The following is a 20,140-nucleotide window of genomic DNA, read 5'->3' as shown; positions in this document are numbered from 1 at the left end:
ATTCGCGGAAAACCTAGACGGTCGTACCGGCACACTCCACCCGAATCGCTACTTTTGTCCACTTTGGGCATGGCAGACGAAGGCGACGGGCGAGCGGCCGATGCGGGTGAGCACCACGCTCGCTTCGGCGTGACCACGGGGTTTAAGCCTGCGGCGCAACGCGTCCGGGTCGACGTCGAGGCCGCGGACGAGGATCTCCAGCCTGCCGACTTCGCGCTTCTTCAGCACCGCGCGCAGGCTCTTCTCGGTGTACGGCCCGTGTTCGAGCACGCGGAACGCGCGGACACCCGGCGGCGGGGTGTCGCCGGTGAGGTACGCGATCCGCTCGTCGAGCTGCCACAAGCCGTGGCGCGCCGCGTAGTGGCGGACGAGACCAGCCCGCACCACGGCGCCGTCCGGGTCGACGATCCACTCCCCCGGCTCGGCCGCGCCGACGTCGTCGGGGTCGTCGCTGGTGATGGTCCACTGTGTACCGTCGCCGCGCAGCACGGTCGCCCGCCGCGCCACGCCCGCGAGGCTTCCCCCGTACAGCGCGGCTTCGCGGACACCGCCGTCGAGCGACACGAGTTCGACCTCGCCAGCCCACGGCACCAGCGAGGGATCGATACCCGGCGAGCACTTCACCAGCAGGTCGCGTCCCCGGTACGCCTCGGCCAGTTCGTCGAGCGGCGGTGTGAAGTCCGACGGCCGCCACGCGCGCCTTCCCGCGGCGTCACGGCGGGCCGGATCGGCCACCACCACGGTGTTCTTCGTGACGGGGTGCAGGGCGTCGGCACGGACCAGGGCGGGCGTCACGCCCGCTTCGGCACAGTTGTGCGCGGCCATCGCGAGCCGCACTTCGTCCACATCGGACCCGGCGCACCGTGAAGCGGTACCGGCGAGCGCGACGAGGTCGGCGCCGATCGAACAGGTCACGTCGTGCACGTCCCTGCCCGCGAGCCGCCGAGCGCGATGCCTGGCGACCGGTGACGCGCTCGCCTGCTGCAGCGCGTCGCCGGTGAACAGCCAGCCGGTCGCCGAATCCACTTTGGAGACCGATTTCCGCCGCAGCAGCACCGTTTCCAGTACCGCCGCCGCGAAATCGGCGCCGACGATCTCGCGCGCGGCCGCGACGTCGGCGATCCGCGAACGGTCCGTCAGCGACAGCTCGGCACACGCCGCCAGCGCGGCCACGCCCTCGGCGGAGCGGAGGAACCCCACATCCGCGAGGGAAAACCGGTAGGCCAACTCAGTCGGAGCTGACCGGCGGCTTGGTGCCGGTGATCATCACGTTGTAGAACAGCTCGCGCGGCAGGATCTTCGCCAGCACCTTCTTGTCCAATGCGGACAGCCGCAGCCACAGTTTGTAGGCGAACAGGCGCCACCGCACGGTCAGCTTCTCCTGCGGCACGGCCGCTTCGAAGGTCCGGATCGGCCAGCCTGCCAGCGCGGCGGCGAACTCCTCGGTGACCGCGCGGACGTCCTGCGCACCGGCGCCGCGGGCCTTCGCTTCGAGATCGGCGGGGTCGAACGTGTGGATGTCGACCACGGCCTCCAGCGCGGCCGCACGGGAGGACTCGTCGAGTTCCTCCTGCGGACGGCGCCAGCCGCGCAACGCGGGCAGCTTCGTCACGTTCGTGGTGAGGAACCAGGTGAACTGGCCGAGCTTGCGGGCGTAGGTGTCGCCGATCTTCGTCGGCTCACCGGCGAAGACGAACCGGCCGCCCGGCTTCAGCACGCGCAGCACCTCGCGGAACGCGGCGGGCACGTCCGGGATGTGGTGCAGCACCGCGTGCCCGACGACGAGGTCGAAGGTGTTGTCCGGGTACGGGATGCGCTCGGCGTCGGCGACCCTGCCGTCCACGTCGAGGCCGAGCTTCTCGGCGTTGCGCAGCGCCACCTGCACCATGCCCGGCGACAGGTCGGTGACCGACCCCTTCTTGATCACCCCGCCCTGCATGAGGTTCAGCAGGAAGAACCCGGTACCGCTGCCCAGTTCCATCGCCGTGGGATAGGGCTGGCCGTCGGTGCCCGCGACCGCGGCGAACACGTCCGTGGCGTACTCGATGCAGCGCTCGTCGTAGGAGATCGACCACTTCTCGTCGTAGGTGCCCGCCTCCCAGTCGTGGTAGAGCACGTTCGCGAGCTTTGGGTCGGCGTAGGCGGCCTTGACCTCTGCTTCGGAGGCGTGCGGGTTCGGGGCCGGGTCGATATCGGTCACGTCCGTGCTCACTTTCCCTCGAACGTGGCCTTGCCCGGCCCGTTCTCGATGAACGAGTTCATCCCGTTCGCCTGGTCCTCGGTCGCCCACAGCGCGGTGAAGAGCTGCGTCTCGATCTTCAGCCCGGTGGCGAGGTCGACTTCGAGGCCGGCGTCGATCGCGGCCTTGGCGTGCTTGAGCGCCACCGCGGGACCGTTCGCGAACTGCGCCGCCCACTTGCGCGCGGCCGCGTAGACGTCGTCCGGTGCCACGACCTCGTCCAGGATGCCCAGCGCCAGCGCCTCTTCCGCCTTGACGAACCGTCCGGTGTAGACGAGGTCCTTCGCCTTGCTCGGCCCGATCAGCCGTGCGAGGCGCTGGGTGCCGCCCGCGCCGGGGATGATGCCGAGCTGGATCTCCGGCTGCCCCACCTTGACGTTGTCGCCCGCGATGCGGCGGTCCGCGGTGAGCGCGAGTTCGAGGCCGCCGCCGAGCGCGTAGCCGGTGATCGCGGCGACGGTCGGCTTCGGGATGTTCGCGAGCGCGGCCAGCGAACCCTGCAGCGCGGCGCCGAAGGTGGCCATCTCGACGTAGCTCTTCGCGGCCATCTCCTTGATGTCCGCGCCGCCCGCGAAGGTCTTCTCGCCGCCGTAGAGCACGACGGCACGGATGTCGCCGCGTTCGGTGACCTCGGCGGCGGCGTCGGCGAGCTCGATCTGCACCTGGTTGTTGAGCGCGTTCACCGGCGGCCGGTCCAGCCGGATCGTGCCCACCCCCGCGTCGACCTCGATACTCACGAACTCTGCCACGCCATCCTCCATCCAACGCCGTGCAAGCTGGTTCTTCGCAGGCTACCGGGCGGTAGCCGAGATCACCTGCGGCGGGCGAAGAACCGGTCGCCGGAGCGCTCCAGCATCAGGTCCTGGTCGAAGGTCTTCGACAGGTTCTCCGCCGTCAGCACATCGTCGATCAGACCGGCGACGACCGCACGTCCGTCGCGCAGCAGCAGGGCGTGCGTGAACCCGGGCGGGATCTCCTCGACGTGGTGCGTCACGAGGACCATCGCCGGGGCGTCCGGGTCGAGCGCGAGCGTGGACAGCCTGGCGACCAGGTCCTCGCGGCCGCCGAGGTCCAGCCCGGCGGCGGGTTCGTCGAGCAACAGCATCTCGGGGTCGGTCATGAGCGAGCGGGCGATGAGCGCGCGCTTGCGTTCGCCTTCGCTCAACGTGCCGAAGGTGCGCTCGGCGAGGTGCGCGATCCCGAGCGCGCCCAGCAGCTCGGCGGCGCGCTCGGTGTCGAGCTCGTCGTACACCTCGCGCCAGCGCCCGAGCACGGCGTAACCGGCGCTCACCACGACGTCGCGGACGATCTCCTCGGCGGGGACCCTGGCGGCGAGCGCGGCCGAGGTGAATCCGATCCGGGGGCGGAGTTCGAAGATGTCGACCCTGCCGAGACGCTCCCCGAGCAGATCGACCGTGCCGGTGGTCGGGTGCAGCTCGGCCGCGGCAAGGCGCAGCAGCGTGGTCTTGCCCGCGCCGTTCGGGCCGAGCACCACCCAGCGCTCGTCCAGTTCGACGGCCCAGTCGAGGCCGGCGAGAAGCTCGTTGCGCCCGCGGCGGACGCCGACACCGGCCATCCGCACCACGAGATCGTCAAGGTTGTCGGTCTGCGTCGGCTCGCTCACGAGCCCATTGTGGCCACCGAAGTTGATCATGTCTCGGCGGCACCCCCGTGTCGCGCGTACCAGGACGTGAGACGCGACACGGCGGCGGTCGCCATGCCGTGCGCCCGTGTGGCACCATCGCCATCGTGATCAGGTCACCGCTGCTGCAGCCGCCCGTGTTCGGGCGCGAGCTCTGGCGTGACCGCACCATCGACCTCCTCCTGGTCGCCTCCTGCGGGTGTACCACCACGCGACCTGGCCGCTGAGCCTTCTTCGCCGTGCCCGCTGTTCGCGGGTATCGCGGCCGTGTCGCGTCGTGTGCCCATCGCCACCCCGCGTCCGCTGAGGAGATCGTCATGACCCAGTCCATCACCCGCCCCGATCTCGAAGTCCACCCGCAGGTCGCCGAGTCCCCGCTCGCCGGGCTCCTGCACCCCGAGCGGCTCCTCTGGACGCCGCGCGAGCTCGTCGGCCTGACCAAGGCGGTCGCCGCCGAGCTCGCCCCCGAACTGCACGGGCTCGTCCGCTTCGACCAGGACCAGCGGTGGTGGGCGAGGCTCGGGCTTACCGACGGCGTCGAGCTGTGGCTGCTGTCGTGGCTGCCGGGCCAGCACACGAAACCGCACGACCACGGTGGCGCGTCGGGATCGTTCACCGTGCTGCTCGGCGAACTGGACGAGCAGTACCGCTACCCCGGCGGCCCGATCCGCGACCGGCACCACACCGCGGGTGACGGGCTCGGGTTCGGCGCTGGCCGCGCGCACCAGGTGACCGGTGCCGGCGGCGGCCCTGCGGCGAGCGTGCACGCGTACTCGCCGCCGCTCGTGCCGACCCGCGACTACGCGAGCCTGCGCGACGTGCCATCGGAAATCCCGCCGCTGCCCGCTATCGTCCGCCCATGAGCATCAACGAGTTCCTGGCCTCCGCCCGGTCCACATTGGACAGGGTCGGGCCGGCGACGGCGAAGTCGTGGCAGGACGACGGCGCGCTGATCGTCGACATCCGGCCGGAGGCGAACCGCGCCGCCGAAGGGGAAATCCCCGGCTCGGTCGTGGTGGAGCGCATCCACCTCGAATGGCGGCTCGACCCGGCGAGCGCGCACCGGCTCCCCGAAGTGCGGCCCGGCCTGCGCGTCATCGTGATGTGCAACGAGGGCTACGCGTCCAGCCTCGCGGCCGCGGACCTCAAGCGGCTCGGCCTCGCCGGTGCCACCGATCTCGACGGCGGCTACCGCGCGTGGAAGGCGGCTGGCCTGCCCACTCAGGACGGTCCGTCCGCCGCCGTGCCCTGAGCCAGCGCGGCGGCCGGTTCCGCCACCCCGGCTCTCCGATCGCGCCCGTGCACGACTTCGGTGCGGTGCACCCAGCCGGGGTGCGGACAGCGGAACCGCGGCGACCCCGCCGGTGATCGCGTCCCGCGGCATCAGCGCCAGCCCGTGTCCCGCAGCCGTCGATCGGTACCGCTTGTGCCGCGACCACGGATCATCGTTGGTGCTGAACTCGACACCGCGTCAGGATGGCCGCATGACCGCCCGGGGCTCCTCCCCGCGCTCGCGGGCTTCGACGCGATCTGGCTCGTGCCCGGCGGCCCCTACCGGAGCGAGGCGGGTGCGATCACCGCGGCCAGGATCGCGCGCGAACAGCGGATCCCGTTCCTCGGCACCTGCGCGGGGTTCCAGCACGCGGTGCTCGAAATCGCCCGCGACGTCTGCGGCATCCGCCACGCCTCGCACGCGGAGAACAGCCCCGGCGCCGAGGATCCGCTCATCGTCGCGCTGGCGTGCTCACTCGACGGGCACGAAGACGTCGTCGAGATCCAGCCGGGCTCGCTGGCGCACCGGGTGCTCGGCGTGGACCGGACCGTCGAGCGGTACCGGTGAGCTGCCCGCGCACCCGTTCTTCCTGGCCACGCTCTTCCAGCCGGAACTGGGAGACGGCCACCCGTTCGTCAGGGCGTGGGCCGCGGCGGCGGTCGAACACGCGGCGAGCTCACTTACTGGGACGGGTTGACCTGGCTGGTCGCGGCTGGTTCTCTGAGCGCATGTTCGCGCGCCAGGTGACCGTGCGGCGGAGGTCCGACGACCTTCGCCCGGTTTCGTGTGCGTCGTGTCGCTGTTGTCGGTGAACCCAGCCCCGGCCCGTCGACCCTTCTCCTTCCACGAGGACGCCTCATGTTCGCCGTTCCCGACAACACGCTTGTCACCACCGAGAACCCCGTTCAGCGCCACCCGGTCCGGGTCGCGCTCGAATTCGCCGCCGATCGCGACCGCTGGCGCGGCCTGCTCCGCTACGACCCCGACGAGCGGTTCTCCGCGCTCGTCTCCTCGGACGAGCAGCAGGAGATCTGGCTCATGAGCTGGCTGCCGGGCCAGCACACCGATCTGCACGACCACGCGCACTCCTCGGGCGCGTTCACCGTGGTCAGCGGCCTGCTGACGGAGACGGTGGGCAGGCGCGCCCCGGACGGCAGGGTGGTCACCGAGGTCCACTCGCTGACCGCCGGCCAGTCGCGCGTGTTCGGGCCCGGCTACGTGCACCAGGTGCGCAACGACGGGCCGGACCCGGCGATCTCGGTGCACGTCTACCGGGGCGGGCGCGAGATGCGGACCTACGACCTCGATCCCCTCACCGGCCCCGTCGCCCGTTAGGTCGTTCGCGTGCCTTCGGGGCACGGCGCGCGTCCGGTCGGAAGCTGCCGCTTGGGTCCCTGAAGGCGTCCTTGAGGGAATCTGACGCCGCGATCTCGGCCTTCGCAGCGCGGAAAACTGCGATGCCGATGCCCCGAAGGGAACCTTCACGGCACCAGATTCCCTCAAGGCTCCCTTCACGGCATGGACGCGAGCCCAAGAGCAAGCGCGGGAGCGGAAAGGCTCACGGGGGCCGCATCCACGGCATTCACGTCTACGAAAGCCCCTTCCGGCGCGCGAACGCGGAAGCGAGAAAGAAGCGCGAGCTGCCGGAATCCCAGCACATGCCCGCAAGGACGCCTTCGGGGCATCCAACGCCGCAACCTCGCCCCTCACCGCACGGAACGCGTCGTCCCTGATGCCCCGAAGGGACCCTTCACGGCGTCAGATTCCCCGACGGCCCCCTTCAGGGAATGCGCGACGAGCCCCGCCCCCTATAAGAGCACGCGGAAACCCCACTGGGCAGCGCAAGGTCCTACGAGGGCCGAGTTCGAGACCCCCAGGTCCCCGAAGGGCCCCTTCGGGGACATCGCGAAACCCGGCCGCGACCCGTCAAGCGGCTACGACCATTCGTGTTTTTGTTCGCGGCCAAGGAGTTCGGCGCCTACGCGGCGCGGGTCGATGCCCTCGTGGCAGACGCGGTGCATCGCATCGGTGATCGGCATGTCGACACCGAACGACGAAGCCAGCTCGCGGATGGACGAGCACGACATGACGCCCTCCGCGACCTGCCCCCCGGCGGCCCGCTGCGCTTCTTCCAGGGTGTCGCCGCGCCCGAGCCGTTCCCCGAAGGAGCGGTTGCGCGAAAGCGGTGACGAGCAGGTGGCCACCAGGTCGCCGAGGCCGGCGAGCCCGGCGAACGTCAGCGGGTCGGCGCCGAGCTTCGTGCCGAGCCGCGCCATTTCGGCGAGCCCCCTGGTGATCAGCGTCGCCATGGTGTTGGTGCCGAAGCCCATCCCCGCCGCCATCCCGCAGGACAGCGCGATGACGTTCTTGCACGCCCCGCCCAGTTCGACGCCGACGACGTCGGTGTTGGTGTAGGGCCGGAAGTACGAGGTGGAACTGGCCTGCTGCACCGCGACGGCCCGGTCGTGATCGGCGCAGGCGAGCACCGCCGCGGCGGGCTGGCCGTGCGCGATCTCCTTGGCCAGGTTGGGCCCGGAGACCACGACCACGCCACCGTCCGGCACACCGGAGATCTCCGAGATGACCTCGCTCATGCGCTTGAGCGTGCCCAGTTCGACGCCCTTCGCCAGCGAAACCAGGATTGCCGACGGCGGCAGCAGTCCCGTCCACGACGTCAGGTTCGCGCGCAGGCTCTGCGACGGCACCGCCAGCACCACGGCCTCCGCGCCGTCCAGCGCCGCCGCCGGATCGGAGGTCGCGGTGAGGCGGGGCGGCAGGTCCACGCCGGGGAGGTACCCGGCGTTGGTGTGCTCGCCCCTGATCTCGGCGGCGATCTCGGCGCGCCGGGCCCACACGGTGACGTCGCGGCCCGCGTCGGCGAGCACCTTCGCGAACGCGGTGCCCCACGACCCGGCGCCGAGCACGGTGACGCGCTGGACGGCGACCGCCATCAGGCCTCGTCCGCCTTTTCGGACCCGGCCTTGCCGAGATCCGCCTTGCCGAGGTCCGACTTGCCAAGATCCGGACCGTCGGAACCGGCCCGCTCCGAGCTTTCCCCGACGGCGGACGGCGGCTGCTCACCCCGGATGTCCGAGAGCAGCGCCACGATCTCGCCCATCATCACGTCGGTGACCTTCCGCAGCCCGGACGCGCTGCGCGTGTTCCCGTTCCGGAACTCCGACAGGTCGATCGGCTCGCCGACCAGGTGCGTGATCGTCTTGCGGGGGAACGGCCGGAACTTCTTGGTGTAGCCGTTGAAGATCTCGTTGGTTCCCCACCGGGCGATCGGGATGACCGGCACGTCGTTTTCGAGCGCGAGGCGCGCGGCGCCGGTGAACGAGCGCATCGGCCAGCCGTCGGGGTCCTTCGTGATGGTGCCCTCCGGGTAGATCACCACGATCTTGCCCTCGCGCAGGGCCTGGTGCGCCGCGCGGAGGCTGTCGCCTGCGCTCGCCGAGCCCCGGTACACCGGGATGCCGCCCGAGCCGAGGAAGATCTTGCCGAAGACCGGCGCGGTGGCGACGCTCTCCTTGGCGAGGAACCTCGGCACCCGCTTCTGCCGGTGCACGAACACCGCGTCCACGGCCGGGTCCATGTGCGACACGTGGTTCAGCACCAGCAGCGCGGGCCCCTGCCGGGGAATGCGCTCCTTGTTCCGGTAGACACGTTTGCCGATCGCGGTGACCGGATAGAACAGTGCCGCGGCGGCGCCGACCCAGAACCCGCCCTTCTCACGCCTCGCCAAGACTCCTCCTCGGTTTCCCCGGCTCACGCCGATCCCGTTGATCCTGCCCTTTTGCCCCGGCGAGGGTAAAGGAAGGGTGGGTTGGCGGCGCGAGGAGCACGTTTTGGGGAAGATGGACGACGTGGCAGTTGACGTGGACCTCGTCGTCCCCTTGAAACCTCCGCGCGCGGGCAAGTCCCGGCTGCGCGGCGGCCTCGGCTACCCGTCGGGAGACGGCGATCACGAGGCGCTGGTGCTGGCGCTGGCCGCGGACACGCTCGCCGCGGCCACCGGGAGCAGGCGGGTGCGCCGGGTTCTCGTGGTGGCTTCGGACCCCGCCGCGGTCGTCGGCCTGCGCGAGCTCGGCGTGGAGATCGTGGCCGAAAACGGGCCGCGCGGGCTCAACGCGGCCCTGCGCCAGGGCGCGCGAGAGCTGCGGCGTGACGATCCTCACGCGGTGATCGGCGCGCTGCAGGCCGACCTGCCTTCCCTGCTCCCCGACGACCTCGACGCCGCGATCGCGGAGGCCGACGGCAGGCGCGCGTTCACCGCGGACCGGCAGGGCACCGGCACCACGCTGCTGCTGTCCTCGGCAGGCGGCGGGCTCGAACCCCGGTTCGGCGAAGGATCGGCGAGCGCGCACGTGGCTTCCGGCGCGGTCGCGCTGGACGTGACGGCGCCGTCACTGCGCAGCGACGTGGACACGGCGGACGATCTCGTGCTCGCGAGGAACCTCGGCCTCGGTCCCCGCACCGCCGCCGTGGTCGGCGAACTGTGCCTGCTCGGTTAGGAAGTTCACCGACCTGTCGAATCTCGGTACGGGCATCTCGGCCGCGAGTACGGAACAATGCCCACTGTGAACGACGAGCAGAGCGCGAACCCCCCACCTGTCCGGCAGCGTGACATTCCGGGCGGGCGGGCGACGGAAGTGGGCCGCGTACAGGAGATCCACGCGGTCCCCTCCGCACCGCCCGCGGTCACCCCCGCGACGGTGGCGCCGATGACCGATCTGCCAGACGACCGGTACTTCAACCGGGAGCTGTCGTGGCAGGACTTCAACGCGCGCGTGCTCGCGCTGGCCGAGGACACCTCGCTCCCCCTGCTCGAGCGGGCCAAGTTCCTCGCCATCTTCGCGTCCAATTTGGACGAGTTCTACATGGTCAGGGTGGCGGGGCTCAAGCGCCGCGACGAAACCGGCCTTTCCGTGCGCAGCGCCGACGGGCTGACCCCGCGCGAGCAGCTCGCCTACATCGCCAAGCGCAACCAGGACCTGGTCGAGCGGCACACCGAGGCGTTCGAAGGCGGCCTCCGCAACGCCATGGCCGACGAGGACATCAGGATCGTCAGCTGGACCGACCTCGACGACGGCGAGCGACTTCGGCTGTCGAACTACTTCAGCGACCAGATCTTCCCGGTGCTGACCCCGCTCGCGGTCGACCCGGCGCACCCGTTCCCCTACATCTCCGGCCTGTCCCTCAACCTCGCGGTCACGGTGCGGGATCCCGACGCGGGCACCGAGCGGTTCGCCAGGGTCAAGGTGCCGAACAACGTGCCGCGGCTCATCCGCATCGAGCAGCAGCGCGGCGCGCGCGAGGCGACCTTCCTGCCGCTGGAGGACCTGATCTCGGCGCACCTCGGCGAGTTGTTCACCGGGATGGAGGTCACCGAGCACCACGTGTTCCGGGTGACCAGGAACGCCGACTTCGAGGTCGAGGAGGACCGCGACGAGGACCTCCTCCAGGCGCTCGAACGCGAGCTGGCGCAGCGCCGGTTCGGCCCGCCGGTGCGGCTCGAGGTCGCGCAGGACATGAGCGAGCACATGCTGGAGCTGCTGCTGCGCGAGCTGGAGGTGGACCCGCACGACGTGGTCGAGGTGCCGGGCCTGCTGGACCTCACCTGCCTGATGCAGCTGTCCGGTGTGGACCGCAAGGAGCTGAAGTACCCGTCGTTCGTGCCGGCGACCCACCCGGCGTTCGGCGAGCGCGAAACGCCGAAGAGCGTGTTCGGCACGCTGCGCGACGGCGGCGACGTGCTGGTGCACCACCCGTACGACTCGTTCTCCACCAGCGTGCAGCGGTTCATCGAGCAGGCCGCGCACGACGACAAGGTGCTGGCGATCAAGCAGACGCTGTACCGCACCTCCGGCGACTCGCCGATCGTGGACGCGCTGATCGACGCCGCGGAGGCAGGCAAGCAGGTCGTCGCGCTCGTCGAGATCAAGGCGCGCTTCGACGAGCAGGCCAACATCACCTGGGCGCGGACGCTGGAGCGCGCGGGCGTGCACGTCGTGTACGGCCTGGTCGGCTTGAAGACGCACTGCAAGGTGTGCATGGTGGTCCGCCAGGAGGGCTCGACGATCCGGCGCTACTGCCACATCGGCACCGGCAACTACAACCCGAAGACCGCGCGCCTGTACGAGGACGTCGGCCTGCTCACCGCGGACCCGACGATCGGCGCGGACCTGACCGACCTGTTCAACGTGCTCACCGGCTATTCGCGCCAGGACGCCTACCGCAACATCCTGACCTCGCCGCACGGGATCCGCCGCGGGATACTCGGCATGGTCGCCGAGGAGATCGAGCACGCGAAGGCGGGGCGGCCTGCCGGGATCCGGCTCAAGTGCAACTCGCTCGTCGACGAGCAGATCATCGACGCGCTCTACCACGCGTCGATGGCGGGTGTGCCGGTCGAGGTCGTGGTGCGCGGGATCTGCGCGCTGAAACCGGGTGTGCCCGGGCTGAGCGACAACATCGTGGTGCGCTCGATACTCGGACGCTTCCTGGAGCACTCGCGGATCTTCCACTTCACCGGCGGCGGGTCGTACTGGATCGGCAGCGCCGACATGATGCACCGCAACCTCGACCGCAGGATCGAGGCGATGGTGCGGGTGAAGGACCCGAGGCTGACCGCGCAGCTCGACCACGTGCTGGACTCCGCGCTCGACCCGGTGACCCGCTGCTGGGTGCTGACCTCCACCGGCGAATGGGCGCCGTCGCCGTCGGACGGCTCCAAGGTGCGCGACCACCAGGCCGAACTCATCGAGAAGCACGGTGCGACCGGATGAGCCATCCCGAAATCCACGCGTCGGGTGCGGTGCTGTGGCGGCGCCGCGGCGGGGCAGCCGGGGGCGCGGACGACGTCGAAGTGGCGGTGGTGCACCGCCCGCGGTACGACGACTGGTCGCTGCCGAAGGGCAAGCTCGAGGACGACGAGACGGTGCCGACGGCCGCGGTCCGCGAAGTCAAGGAGGAGACCGGGTTCGACGCCGTGCTCGGCCGCCACCTCGGCGCGGTCCGCTACGACATGCCCGCGAAGGACGGCAAGACCGCGCCGAAGGTCGTCGACTACTTCAGCGCCGAAGCGCGCGGCGGCGAGTTCGAGCTGAACGAAGAGGTCGACGCGCTGCGCTGGCTTTCGCCGGAGCAGGCGGAAACCGTGCTGACGCGCGCCACCGACGTCGACGTCCTGCGCACCTTCCGCACCCTGCCGCCCGGCCTGACCACGCTGCTGCTCGTGCGGCACGCGAAGGCGGGCAAGCGCGACGAATGGCTCGGTGACGACGATCTCCGCCCGCTGTCGGACGCCGGGCTGCGCCAGGCCGCCGGTGTGCGCCAGGTGGCGAAGGCGTTCGGGCCGGACCGCGTGTACTCGGCGCCGAGGCTGCGGTGCGTGCAGACGGTCCAGGGCGTCGCGGACGACCTCGGGGCGGAGATCGAACACGAATCGCTGCTGTCCGAAGAGGGCTATTGGAAGGACCCCTCGACGGGGTTGTCCAGGCTGCTGCTGATCGTCGGCAAGGGCGGCGTGCCGGTCGTCTCCAGCCAGGGCGGGGTGATCCCTGACGTGGTCGCCGCGCTCGCCGACCGGGACGGGGTGACGCTGCCGACCGCGCACGGCGGGTCGGTGGCGAGCAAGAAGGGCTCGGTGTGGCTGCTGTCGTTCCTGCCGCCCGCAGGCCCGGACGGGCCCCGTCTGGTGGCGGCCACGTACTTCCCGAGCGCCCTCCCCGCACCGAAATCCGCGCGTGGTTGAACACGGTTCAACGGACCGCGTGTAATCCATTACCCACGGTGCAACAAGAGCCCGATATGTCCGGTTCGTCGCTCATTTGATGACAGCAACCTGACAGTCCGCGCTGGTGTACTGGACCCCGCAACCGCTTCGCCGCGGATGCGCCGGTCTAGGGGTGCGGCGCATCCGCGCGGGTTGCATCCGCTGGATCCGCCGGAAGCGAGTCGAGCAGCGCCTGGATCTCCGCCGCGCGCGGGTCCTTCAGCGCCTGGCACGTTTCCAGCGCCTCGCGCCAGAAGGCGCGAGCGGCGCCGGATCTGCCGGACGTGCTCATCACGCGGCCTAGCGTGATGAGCACGTCCGCCGCGCCGTAGTCGGCGCCGAGATCCCGCATCCTGGCGAGGCACCGCAGCCCGTGCTCCTCGGCGGCGGCGAGGTCGCCGGTGCCGTAGAGCGCCTCGGCGAGGTTCCCGAGCGCGAGCGCCGAATGGTAGAGATCGTTCATCTCGTTGAACGCCTCGTGCGCGACCCGCGCGTGGCCCGCCGCCTCCTCGTGCCTGCCGAGCCCGATGCAGCTCGCGCTGAGGTTCACCGACGCGTGCGCCACGTAGTTCGCCTGCCCGCGGCGGCGCGCGCTGTCCAGTGCGCGCCAGCCGTAAAGCCGCGCCTGCTCGTATTCCTTGCGAAGGTAGTAGGCGCCCGCGATGTTGCTCAGTATCCCCGCCGTCAGCGCGCTGCCCCCCATTTCGCCGGACGCGCGCAGGCCGTCGTCGAGCGCGCGCATCCCGTCTTCGATGCGGGAACTCACCAGGTACACCGTGCCGAGGTTCATCGCCGCGTACTGGCGCGCCAAGGGATCGCTGCCGGTCGCGGTCACCTCGACGGCGAGCCGCGCGGTCTCCATCCAGTCGTCCTGGTCGTGCCGCTGCGCGAAGAACCCGCGCAGCAGCCAGGCGAGCTGCCAGGTCCGCCCGACCCAGCCGAGATCGGCGAACGTGCCCACCATCGCCACGAGCGACGCGCGCTCGTCGGCGTACCACGCGACGGCTTCGGAAAGATCGGCGAACTCGACCCTCGGCTCCGGCATCGGCGGCACCTTGATGTCCTCGGTGACCAGATCGACGCGCACCCACTTCGTCGCTTCGGCGACCACCGCGAGGTACCAGTCGGCCAGTCTGCCGAACGCTTCGCGCCGATCCTGTGCCGCGTCACCGCGTTCGCCGAGCTCCGCCGCGTAAACCCGGAGCAGGTCGTGGAACTGGTATCGCCGCGGCCTCGGCTGGTTCAGCAGGTGCGCCGCGGCGAGCTGGTCGAGCAGCGAGCGCGCTTCGACGACCGTGGTGCCGTAGAGCGCGGCCGCGGCGGCGGGGCCGATGTCCACCCCCGGATAGTTCCCCAGCAGCCGGAACATCTTCGCCGCGCCGGGACGCAACGCCTTGTAGGACCACGAGAACGCGGCGCGGAGATCGGTGCCGTCGTCGTGCGGGTCGCGGAGCACGTCGAGCCGTTGCTCGCGCAGCTCGTCCACCACCGCGGAGATCGACATCTCGGAGAAGCGCGAGACCCGTTCCCCGGCAAGGGCGAGCGCGAGCGGCAGCCGCCCGCACAGCTCGGTCAGCGCGGCGGCGGCGTCGGGCTCGGCGGCGAGCCTGCCCCGCCCCACACTGCTCGCCAGCAACGCGTTCGCCTCGGTGCGGTCGAACGAGTGCAGGCTCAGCCGGTGCGCGCCCTCCCGCGCCACCAGGCCGCGCAGCTGGCTCCTCGTCGTGACCACCACGAGGTTGCCCGAACCCGGCAGCAGCGGGCGGACCTGGCTCGCGTCGTGCGCGTTGTCGAGCAGCAGGAGCATCCGGGTGTGCGACAGCCTCGTGCGCAGCATCGCGGACCGTTCCTCCACAGTGGAGGGAATGGAGTCGGCGGAGACGCCGACCGCGCGCAGCAGCGTGCCCAGCGCCGCGTCGGGCTGCAGCGGGATCCGGTCGGAATGCCCGCGGAGGTCGAGAAAGAGCTGCCCGTCGGGGAACCGGCCCCTGACCGCGTGCGCCCAGTGCACCGCGAGCGAGGTCTTGCCGACGCCAGCGGTCCCCTCGATCACCGCGATCGCGGTGGAGTCACCGGTGTGGTTCGCCAGAAAGCGGTCCAGCTCGGCGAGTTCGGCCTGGCGCCCGGTGAACCGCGCGATGTCGTAGGGAAGCTGCTGCGGGCGCGAGCGGAGCGATTCGCGCGCCGGTTCTTCGTCGCTGGTCAGCAGTTCCAGGTGGAGCCCGCGCAGTCGCGGCCCCGGTTCCACGCCGAGCTCGTCGAGGAGCAGCTCCCGCAGCTTCGCGTACCGCGCGAGCGCCTCGGTGCCGCGGCCCGCGCGCGCGAGCGCCTTGATCAGCCGCTCCCAAAGGGATTCCCGCAACGGGTGCCTGCCGGTCAGCTCCGTCAGCTCGCGCACCAGATCGGCGTCGGCGGTGACCCCGGTATCGAGATCGATTCGCCGCTCGACGGCGACGAGAAACCGTTCCACGAGCAACGGCGTCCATTCATCGGCGAGCACCGGAGAGGGCACCGATTCCAATGGCGTACCCGCCCACAGCGCCAATGCCTCGCCGAGCATCGCACGCTCCATGGAGGACGCCGGCTGCCCCGCGGCCTCTTCGAGCACCCGGAGAAAACGGTGGACGTCCACGCGCGCGGGCTCGATGTCGAGCCGGTAGCCCTCCGCTTCGGTGACCACCGCGTGATCTCCGATGAGCCGCCGCAGCCGCATCACGTAGGTGTGCAGGCTGCCGCGAACCCGTTCCGGAAGCTGCTCACCCCACACCCGGGTGCCGAGCGCGTCGATCGACACGAGCCTGCCCGCCGCGAGCGCCAGCGTCGCGAGCAGCGCCCGCTGGCGCGCGCTGGTGAGGACGACCGGGGTGCCGGACACGATGACCTTGAACGGCCCCAGAAGGCGGATCTCGATGTCGCCTGCCATGTGCCCCCTAGTCTGTTGCCGCGGTCTTTGACTGGCGACAACATACCCCCGAACGAGCGGCAGGGCCCCGCGCACTGCGCGGGGCCCTGCCGAGAAGTCGCTCTCGAGAAGCTTACTTCTTCTTCTTGGCGGCGGCGGTGGTCTTCTTCGCCGCGGTCGCCTTGGCAGCGGGCTTCGCCGCGGCCTTCGGAGCCGCCTTGGTGGCCGGCTTCTTGGCAGCGGTCGCCTTCGCGGCCGTCGCCTTGGCGGCGGTCTTGGGCGCGGCCTTCGCCGCGGCCTTCGGAGCCGCCTTCGTCGCGGTGGCACGGGTCGCCGTGGCGCGCGTCGTGGTGGCGCGCGTGCGCGTCGTCGTGCTGCGGCTCGCGGTGGGACGGCTGGCGGCCGCCCTGGTCCCCGCGGTGCGGGTGGCCGTGGCGCGGGCCGCGGTGCCGGTGGCCCGGGTCGTGGCGGTCGCCCGCTTCACGGCGGTGGCCTTCGGCAGCTTCTTCGTGCCGCTGACCACGTCCTTGAACGTCGTGCCCGCGCGGAAGGCGGGCACGTTGGTCTTCTTGACCCGCACCGTCTCACCGGTACGCGGGTTACGAGCGGTACGGGCAGCGCGGGCGCGCTTCTCGAACACACCGAAGCCGGTGATGTTCACCTTCTCGCCCTTGTTGACCGTACGGATGATGATGTCGACGAGACCGTCGACAGCTTCGGACGCAACCTTCTTGTCGCCCAAACGCTCGGAGAGCGCCTCGATCAGCTGGGCCTTGTTGGCCATTCCAGTCCTCCAAGAAGAACTACTTCTACACGGCCCACGTCGGCCGACTTGCGCACACGGTATTACCAATGCAGCACAAATTCCAAACGGCGCGCGGAAGTTTTCCTTGACGGAAGCCCTGTTCCGCCTCTTGAGGGACCCCCTCGGGGCCCCTTTTCGGCGCCCTGCGGCGCGGTTTCAGGCCGGTTCGGACCGACCCCCGGCGGGGTTGGATTCCCTTGCTGAGCAGGGAATCCGTACCCGATCGGGTGCCACTAGCCGGTGGTCACCGGCAGCCAGGAAGGCCGCTGCGACTCGAACTCGTCGATGTCCCCCGCGTGTCGCAACGTGAGAGCGATGTCATCCAGCCCTTCGAGGAGCCGCCAGCGGGTGTAGTCGTCGATCCGGAAGGGCGCGGTGAAGTCCTTGGCCCGTACGGTCTTCGCCTCGAGGTCCACCGAGACCTCCGCGCCGGGGTCGTTCTCGAGCACCTTCCAGAGCTGCTCGACGTCCGACTGCTCGCACTCGGCGGCCAGCAGGCCCTGCTTTCCGGAGTTCCCCCGGAAGATGTCGGCGAAGCGGGCCGAGATGACCACGCGGAAGCCGTAGTTCATGAGCGCCCAGACGGCGTGCTCGCGGGAGGACCCGGTGCCGAAGTCGGGTCCTGCGACCAGTACCGAGCCCCGCTTGAAGGCGTCTTGGTTGAGCACGAACTGCTCGTCACCGCGCCAGGCGGCGAACAGGCCGTCCTCGAACCCGGTGCGGGTCACGCGCTTGAGGTAGACGGCGGGGATGATCTGGTCAGTGTCCACGTTGGACCTGCGCAGGGGCACTCCGATGCCGGTGTGGGTCTTGAAGGGTTCCATGGTGGGTCTCCGTTCGGGTTCGGGCCGGATCGCTCAGCTGGCTGCTCAGTTGGTGGCGCCCGCGAGCAGGTCTTCCGGCGAGGAAAGGGTGCCGCGCACGGCGGTCGCGGCGGCGACGAGCGGGGACACCAGGTGGGTCCGGCCGCCCTTGCCCTGCCTGCCTTCGAAGTTGCGGTTGGAGGTCGACGCGCTGCGCTCGCCGGGGGCGAGCTGGTCCGGGTTCATGCCGAGGCACATCGAGCACCCGGCCTGACGCCACTCGGCGCCCGCCGCGGTGAAGACCTCGTCGAGCCCTTCGGCTTCGGCGGCCTTCCGCACGCGCATCGAGCCGGGCACCACGAGCATCCGGACTCCGGAAGCCACCTGGTGGCCCTTCAGGACGTCCGCAGCGGCCCGGAGGTCCTCGATCCGGCCGTTCGTGCACGAGCCGAGGAAGACGGTGTCCACGGCGATCTCACGCAGCGGCGTGCCCGGCTTGAGGTCCATATAGGACAGGGCCTTCTCGGCGGCGAAACGCTCGTTCTCGTCGTGGATCCGCTCCGGGTCCGGCACCGAGGCGCCCAGCGGGAGGCCCTGCCCCGGGTTGGTGCCCCAGGTGACGAACGGCGTCAGCTCGTCGGCGTCGAGGTGGACCTCGGCGTCGAACTCGGCGTCGTCGTCGGTGCGGAGCTCGCGCCACGAAGCCACCGCGGCGTCCCAGTCCGCCCCCTTCGGCGCGTGCGGACGGCCTTCGAGATAGGCGAACGTGACCTCGTCGGGGGCGATCATGCCCGCGCGGGCGCCCGCCTCGATCGACATGTTGCACACCGTCATGCGGGCTTCCATCGACAGCGCTTCGATCGCGCTGCCCCGGTACTCCAGCACGTAGCCCTGCCCGCCGCCGGTGCCGATCTTCGCGATTACCGCCAGGATGATGTCCTTCGCGGTGACACCGGGCCGCAGCGTGCCGTCGACCGTGATCGACATCGTCTTGAATGGACGGAGCGGCAGCGTCTGGGTCGCCAGCACGTGCTCCACTTCGGAAGTGCCGATGCCGAACGCCATCGCGCCGAACGCGCCGTGCGTCGAGGTGTGGCTGTCGCCGCACACCACGGTCATCCCCGGCTGCGTCAGGCCGAGCTGCGGCCCGATCACGTGCACGATGCCCTGTTCCGCGTCGCCCATCGGGTAGAGCCGGACGCCGAATTCGGCGCAGTTGCGGCGCAGCGTGTCGACCTGGGTGCGGGAAACCGGGTCGGCGATCGGGAGCTCGATGTCCACCGTCGGCACGTTGTGGTCCTCGGTCGCGATCGTGAGATCGGGGCGCCGCACCGGCCTGCCGGCGAGCCGCAGCCCGTCGAACGCCTGCGGGCTGGTGACTTCGTGCACCAGGTGCAGGTCGATGAAGAGCAGGTCCGGTTCGGCGCCTTCGCCCCGGCGCACCGCGTGCGCGTCCCACACCTTCTCGGCCAACGTCTTTCCCGGCGCGGTCTTCTCCGACACTGCGCGGCCACCGGTGGCGGTCATCTTTCGCTCCTCCCAACGAGGTCCCGTGAGGTCCCGGGACATCCGTTGAATCGGTCTTGGGAGCAAAGGAACTCGGGGGCATCGCCCACGGCGCGAGCCGCGTGACGGGCGCCTCGGGTCCGATTTTCCCAGAATCTGGACATCCCAAACTTCGAGACGTTAGTATCGCTTCGTGGGACAGCATAGCCCTTTGACTCAGCACAGCGGTATCGGCGTTCTGGACAAGGCGGTCGCCGTCCTGCAGGCGGTCGCCGAAGATCCCTGCGGGCTGGCGGAACTCTGCACCAGGACCGGCCTCCCCCGCGCCACCGCGCACCGCCTCGCCGTCGGCCTCGAGGTGCACCGGCTGCTGCGGCGCGGACCCGACGGCCGGTGGCGGCCGGGCACCGCGCTCGCCGAACTGGCGGGCGGCAGCACCGATCCGCTGCTCGACGCGGCGGGCTCGGTACTGCCCAAACTGCGGGACATCACCGGGGAGAGCGTGCAGCTTTACCGCCGCGACGGCGTGCAGCGCGTGTGCGTCTCCACCGCGGAGCCGCCGAGCGGCCTGCGCGACACCGTGCCGATCGGATCACGGCTGCCGATGACGGCGGGTTCCGGCGCGAAGGTGCTCGCCGCGTGGTCGGATCCCCATACCCAGCGCACGATCCTGTCGGACGCGGTCTACGGCGAGCGGACGCTGCTGGAGGTCCGCCGCCGCGGCTGGGCGCAGAGCGTCGCCGAACGTGAGCCGGGGGTCGCCAGCGTTTCCGCGCCGGTACGGGATTCGTCGGGCACGGTGGTCGCCGCCGTGTCGGTTTCCGGGCCGGTGGAACGCATCGGGCGCAAGCCGGGCGCGCGCTGGGCCGCGGACCTGCTCGCCGCCGCGGACGCGCTCCAGGAACGCCTCTGACTCCTCCACGGTGGCCTTCCGCTGAGGGCAGGGTGTCCGGCAGTGCCGTCATGGCGGTCACCAGGGAATGCGTTCCGCGCCCGCGATGGGATCCCTCGGCGGATCGCATCCCTGCCGCCGCGGGGTCCGATGCCCCGAAGGCCGCGAGGGAAAGCAAAGGGGCGTTGCGGTCCCTGAAGGCCACAGTGATGTGTGCGCGTCGGTTCCGGTGAGGTGGGTGGCGGATGCGTGGAGCCGCCCGGGGCCTTGGTCCGTGAAGGGCGCCTTCGGGGAATCTGAC

The 20,140-nt window shown here is 70.7% G+C and carries 18 protein-coding genes; 8 read left to right on the top strand and 10 right to left on the bottom strand.

Translation table 11 applies throughout. From position 1 onward, the window contains the following. Positions 1-48: 48 nt before the first annotated feature. The 4 genes from ABD256_RS22565 to ABD256_RS22550 all read right to left on the bottom strand — a co-directional run bounded on the left by ABD256_RS22565 (position 49) and on the right by ABD256_RS22550 (position 3,863). Complete coding sequence (locus ABD256_RS22565) at positions 49-1,227, bottom strand: THUMP-like domain-containing protein (RefSeq protein ID WP_344422128.1); 1,179 nt, start codon at positions 1,225-1,227, stop codon at positions 49-51. Position 1,228: 1 nt separating this feature from the next. Beyond that, entirely contained in the window at positions 1,229-2,200 is a 972-nt protein-coding gene (locus ABD256_RS22560) for a class I SAM-dependent methyltransferase (protein WP_344422554.1), read from the bottom strand. An 8-nt stretch (positions 2,201-2,208) separates the two neighbouring features. Next, positions 2,209-2,988, bottom strand: coding sequence for an enoyl-CoA hydratase/isomerase family protein (locus ABD256_RS22555; RefSeq protein ID WP_344422124.1), 780 nt, complete (start codon positions 2,986-2,988; stop codon positions 2,209-2,211). 62 nt (positions 2,989-3,050) lie between these two features. Beyond that, entirely contained in the window at positions 3,051-3,863 is an 813-nt protein-coding gene (locus tag ABD256_RS22550; protein ID WP_344422121.1) for an ABC transporter ATP-binding protein, read from the bottom strand. Positions 3,864-4,198: 335 nt separating this feature from the next. On the opposite strand from ABD256_RS22550, the gene ABD256_RS22545 reads away from it, so the two are divergent. The 4 genes from ABD256_RS22545 (at position 4,199) to ABD256_RS22530 (ending at position 6,489) form a co-directional block, all read left to right on the top strand. Further along, positions 4,199-4,744, top strand: a complete 546-nt coding sequence (locus tag ABD256_RS22545; protein WP_344422118.1) for a cysteine dioxygenase — start codon at positions 4,199-4,201, stop codon at positions 4,742-4,744. Beyond that, a complete protein-coding gene (locus ABD256_RS22540) occupies positions 4,741-5,133 on the top strand; it encodes a rhodanese-like domain-containing protein (protein WP_344422115.1) in 393 nt (130 codons plus the stop codon). Before ABD256_RS22545 ends, ABD256_RS22540 begins: the two co-directional genes overlap by 4 nt. Before the next feature lie 174 nt (positions 5,134-5,307). Beyond that, a complete protein-coding gene (locus tag ABD256_RS22535; protein ID WP_344422112.1) occupies positions 5,308-5,721 on the top strand; it encodes a glutamine amidotransferase-related protein in 414 nt (137 codons plus the stop codon). Between the two features lie 291 nt (positions 5,722-6,012). Next, positions 6,013-6,489 carry a cysteine dioxygenase gene (locus tag ABD256_RS22530; RefSeq protein ID WP_344422109.1) on the top strand — a complete coding sequence of 159 codons (477 nt, stop codon included), beginning with the start codon at positions 6,013-6,015 and terminating at the stop codon, positions 6,487-6,489. Positions 6,490-7,088: 599 nt separating this feature from the next. On the opposite strand, the gene ABD256_RS22525 is transcribed toward ABD256_RS22530, so the two are convergent. Together ABD256_RS22525 and ABD256_RS22520 are read right to left on the bottom strand one after the other, a co-directional pair. After that, positions 7,089-8,105 carry an NAD(P)H-dependent glycerol-3-phosphate dehydrogenase gene (locus ABD256_RS22525; protein ID WP_344422107.1) on the bottom strand — a complete coding sequence of 339 codons (1,017 nt, stop codon included), beginning with the start codon at positions 8,103-8,105 and terminating at the stop codon, positions 7,089-7,091. Continuing rightward, entirely contained in the window at positions 8,105-8,899 is a 795-nt protein-coding gene (locus ABD256_RS22520; protein WP_344422104.1) for a lysophospholipid acyltransferase family protein, read from the bottom strand. Before ABD256_RS22520 ends, ABD256_RS22525 begins: the two co-directional genes overlap by 1 nt. A gap of 121 nt (positions 8,900-9,020) precedes the next feature. On the opposite strand from ABD256_RS22520, the gene cofC reads away from it, so the two are divergent. From cofC to ABD256_RS22505, 3 genes are read left to right on the top strand one after another with little or no spacing between them, the layout of a single operon-like run. Beyond that, positions 9,021-9,668, top strand: coding sequence for a 2-phospho-L-lactate guanylyltransferase (gene cofC, locus ABD256_RS22515; protein WP_425546498.1), 648 nt, complete (start codon positions 9,021-9,023; stop codon positions 9,666-9,668). A gap of 57 nt (positions 9,669-9,725) precedes the next feature. Further along, positions 9,726-11,942: an RNA degradosome polyphosphate kinase gene (locus tag ABD256_RS22510; protein WP_425546497.1), complete on the top strand. Its 2,217-nt coding sequence runs from the start codon at positions 9,726-9,728 to the stop codon at positions 11,940-11,942. Continuing rightward, entirely contained in the window at positions 11,939-12,910 is a 972-nt protein-coding gene (locus tag ABD256_RS22505; RefSeq protein WP_344422098.1) for an NUDIX hydrolase, read from the top strand. Before ABD256_RS22510 ends, ABD256_RS22505 begins: the two co-directional genes overlap by 4 nt. Before the next feature lie 148 nt (positions 12,911-13,058). Here the strand turns inward: ABD256_RS22505 and ABD256_RS22500 are convergent, their stop codons facing one another. The 4 genes from ABD256_RS22500 to leuC all read right to left on the bottom strand — a co-directional run bounded on the left by ABD256_RS22500 (position 13,059) and on the right by leuC (position 18,968). Then, positions 13,059-15,854: an AfsR/SARP family transcriptional regulator gene (locus ABD256_RS22500; RefSeq protein WP_344422095.1), complete on the bottom strand. Its 2,796-nt coding sequence runs from the start codon at positions 15,852-15,854 to the stop codon at positions 13,059-13,061. Between the two features lie 112 nt (positions 15,855-15,966). Then, positions 15,967-16,617 carry an HU family DNA-binding protein gene (locus ABD256_RS22495; RefSeq protein WP_344422092.1) on the bottom strand — a complete coding sequence of 217 codons (651 nt, stop codon included), beginning with the start codon at positions 16,615-16,617 and terminating at the stop codon, positions 15,967-15,969. Between the two features lie 254 nt (positions 16,618-16,871). Beyond that, positions 16,872-17,462, bottom strand: a complete 591-nt coding sequence (gene leuD / locus ABD256_RS22490) for a 3-isopropylmalate dehydratase small subunit (protein ID WP_344422089.1) — start codon at positions 17,460-17,462, stop codon at positions 16,872-16,874. A 45-nt stretch (positions 17,463-17,507) separates the two neighbouring features. Further along, complete coding sequence (gene leuC / locus ABD256_RS22485) at positions 17,508-18,968, bottom strand: 3-isopropylmalate dehydratase large subunit (protein WP_344422086.1); 1,461 nt, start codon at positions 18,966-18,968, stop codon at positions 17,508-17,510. 190 nt (positions 18,969-19,158) lie between these two features. Between leuC and ABD256_RS22480 the strand changes: the two genes are divergently transcribed. Next, positions 19,159-19,860 carry an IclR family transcriptional regulator gene (locus ABD256_RS22480; RefSeq protein ID WP_215542726.1) on the top strand — a complete coding sequence of 234 codons (702 nt, stop codon included), beginning with the start codon at positions 19,159-19,161 and terminating at the stop codon, positions 19,858-19,860. The last annotated feature ends 280 nt before the right edge of the window (positions 19,861-20,140 follow it).

Origin of the sequence: Amycolatopsis minnesotensis, assembly GCF_039529815.1 — a bacterium.
GTDB classification, from domain to species: Bacteria; Actinomycetota; Actinomycetes; order Mycobacteriales; family Pseudonocardiaceae; genus Amycolatopsis; species Amycolatopsis minnesotensis.
Note: the sequence above shows the minus strand (reverse complement) of the source record. Positions and strands in the feature narration are given on the sequence as shown.

Coding starts and splice junctions, on each gene's coding strand:
- ABD256_RS22545 (WP_344422118.1), top strand. CDS start 4,199: ATGACCCAGTCCATCACCCGCCCCGATCTCGAAGTCCACCCGCAGGTC.
- ABD256_RS22540 (WP_344422115.1), top strand. CDS start 4,741: ATGAGCATCAACGAGTTCCTGGCCTCCGCCCGGTCCACATTGGACAGG.
- ABD256_RS22530 (WP_344422109.1), top strand. CDS start 6,013: ATGTTCGCCGTTCCCGACAACACGCTTGTCACCACCGAGAACCCCGTT.
- ABD256_RS22525 (WP_344422107.1), bottom strand. CDS start 8,105: ATGGCGGTCGCCGTCCAGCGCGTCACCGTGCTCGGCGCCGGGTCGTGG.
- ABD256_RS22510 (WP_425546497.1), top strand. CDS start 9,726: ATGCCCACTGTGAACGACGAGCAGAGCGCGAACCCCCCACCTGTCCGG.
- ABD256_RS22505 (WP_344422098.1), top strand. CDS start 11,939: ATGAGCCATCCCGAAATCCACGCGTCGGGTGCGGTGCTGTGGCGGCGC.
- ABD256_RS22500 (WP_344422095.1), bottom strand. CDS start 15,854: ATGGCAGGCGACATCGAGATCCGCCTTCTGGGGCCGTTCAAGGTCATC.
- ABD256_RS22495 (WP_344422092.1), bottom strand. CDS start 16,617: ATGGCCAACAAGGCCCAGCTGATCGAGGCGCTCTCCGAGCGTTTGGGC.
- leuD (WP_344422089.1), bottom strand. CDS start 17,462: ATGGAACCCTTCAAGACCCACACCGGCATCGGAGTGCCCCTGCGCAGG.
- leuC (WP_344422086.1), bottom strand. CDS start 18,968: ATGACCGCCACCGGTGGCCGCGCAGTGTCGGAGAAGACCGCGCCGGGA.